Genomic DNA, 2,500 nt, shown 5'->3' on the forward strand with positions numbered 1-2,500 from the left:
TCTCGGCCTCAGCTTAGGGACCGCCTAACCCTGAGCGGATTAACCTTCCTCAGGAAACCTTAGACTTTCGGCGTCAACGGTTCTCACGTTGATTATCGCTACTTATGCCGGCAGGGTCTCTTCTCAACGCTCCATCAGTCTTCTCAGTCTGACTTCATCGCTGTGAGAATGCTCTCCTACCACGCACACAAAGTGTGCATCCGCTGCTTCGGTATACAGTTTTAGCCCCGTTGTATTGTCGGCACCGGACCGCTTGACCAGTGAGCTATTACGCTTTCTTTAAAGGRTGGCTGCTTCTAAGCCAACCTCCTRGCTGTCTGAGCGTTCCGACTTCCTTTCCCACTTAACTGTAATTTGGGGACCTTAGCAGGCGGTCTGGACTGTTTTCCTCTCGACTGTGAAGCTTAGCCCCCACAGTCTGACTCCCGGACTGGTTGTCATTGGCATTCGAAGTTTGGCTGGATTCGGTAAGYCGGAAAGCCCCCTAGTCCAATCATGTCTCTACCACCAACGCAAATCATCCGAGGCTAGCCCTAAAGCTATTTCGGAGAGAACGAGCTATCACGGAATTTGATTAGCCTTTCACCCCTACCCTCAGCTCATCCGAGCTTTTTTCAACAAACACCGGTTCGGTCCTCCAATGGGTGTTACCCCATCTTCAACCTGGCCAAGGGTAGATCATCCCGCTTCGCGTCTATTCCTGCCAACTTAATCGCCCTATTCAGACTCGCTTTCGCTGCGGCTCGCTCACGCTTAACCTTGCTGACAAGAATAACTAGCCGGCTCATTATGCAATAGGCACGCGGTCAGACATTCCCTTACGGGCATAGTCCTCCCACTGCTTGTASGCAYACGGTTTCAGGTACTTTTCACTCCCCTCWCYGGGGTKCTTTTCGCCTTTCCCTCACGGTACTRGTTCACTATCGGTCAGWMASKAGTATTTAGCCTTACGGAATGGTCTCCGTGGATTCAAGCAGGGTTTCACGTGCCCCGCCTTACTCAGGTACCTGCTTCGAGTCTGGACTCATTTCGTCTACGCGCCTGTCACGCTCTATGGATCCACTTTCCAGAGGATTCGACTATAAGCCAGATTGGTAACTCTACTGTTGCAGGCCCTACAACCCCCGTTGCACCTTAATGCGACGGGTTTGGGCTGTTCCGATTTCGCTCGCCACTACTATCGGAATCGAGGTTTCTTTCTTCTCCTGGAGGTACTGAGATGGTTCACTTCCCTCCGTTCGCTTATCTCCGCCTATGAATTCAGCGGGATATAACTGGGTTTTGCCCAGCTGGGTTYCCCCATTCGGAAATCTCCGGATATAACGCCTGTGTGCGGCTCCCCGAAGCTTATCGCAGCTTGCCACGTCCTTCATCGCCTGTTTCTGCCAAGGCATCCACCGTGCGCCCTTAGTAGCTTGACCATAGAATTTACTCACACACAGAATGTGCGAGCGTCCAACTCTATGTTGTTGTCCGCCTTCGCTAGCGCGACTCGCTCTCAGAAACTACCTGATCGCTATCGCCTAGCTGAATTATTCTAAAGACACTCAACACTGATTATTGTCAGCCGCATAAGGAAACAACCCTTACCGCTGACAGCTCAGCCTTGTAGTTATTTAATTTACCCAATCTATTCAGTTGTCAAACATCACTCGAGCAACCTTATTGCTGCTCACCGACCTTGGCCGGCTTGAGTGTTGCTTCTACTCAAGGTTCAAGCTCTGACTTACCAGTCAGGACTTCAACCTCGGTTAGAGGCAACGTTTTTCAGTATACCGCACTTAGCGGGATCGTCAAACCACATCGAGAGTGTTGGTGGAGCTGAGCGGGATCGAACCGCTGACCCCCTGCTTGCAAAGCAGGTGCTCTCCCAGCTGAGCTACAGCCCCATGGACAAACCATATTGCCGAGCCTGGCTGCTTTCTACCTGAGAATGGTGGGCCTGGGTAGATTCGAACTACCGACCTCACCCTTATCAGGGGTGCGCTCTAGCCAACTGAGCTACAGGCCCTTTGGTAGAGCTTCCAGAAGCTCTCTCGAAAAGTTTTTCGAGGACACAGTTGAACGTGCGGACCAGCTAAGCCAGTCCTGACCATCGATATCGATGACAAGCAAGCCAAAAGAAGGCTTGATTCAGAATTCCATCACTCCTGCAGGTAAGTCAGGCGATGGTTGACATGGTCACCATAACCGCTCGATCCGAAGATCGTCCGCATTCCGCGGAGCGCGTTTATGTGCCATGACGTTTCTCTTTTAGAAAGGAGGTGATCCAGCCGCAGGTTCTCCTACGGCTACCTTGTTACGACTTCACCCCAATCATGAATTACACCTTGGGCGGCTGCTCCCTTGCGGTTAGCTCACCGACTTCTAGTGCAACCCACTTTCGTGATGTGACGGGCGGTGTGTACAAGGCCCGGGAACGTATTCACCGCAGCGTTCTGATCTGCGATTACTAGCGATTCCAGCTTCATGARGTCGAGTTGCAGACYTCAATCCGAAC

At 51.9% G+C, this 2,500-nt stretch carries 2 tRNA genes and 2 rRNA genes (1 of these 4 cut by a window edge); all 4 read right to left on the reverse strand.

The features are described 5' to 3' along the window. Positions 1 to 1,421 (reverse strand): 23S ribosomal RNA (locus AB4043_RS17180); the annotation flags it as partial. Between the two features lie 392 nt (positions 1,422 to 1,813). After that, a tRNA-Ala gene (locus tag AB4043_RS17185) sits at positions 1,814 to 1,889 on the reverse strand. 45 nt (positions 1,890 to 1,934) lie between these two features. Next, a tRNA-Ile gene (locus AB4043_RS17190) sits at positions 1,935 to 2,011 on the reverse strand. 246 nt (positions 2,012 to 2,257) lie between these two features. Next, a 16S ribosomal RNA gene (locus AB4043_RS17195) occupies positions 2,258 to 2,500 on the reverse strand (it continues 1,257 nt past the right edge of the window).

It is taken from the genome of Terriglobus sp. YAF25 (assembly GCF_052113305.1).
Classification (GTDB): Bacteria; Acidobacteriota; Terriglobia; order Terriglobales; family Acidobacteriaceae; genus Terriglobus.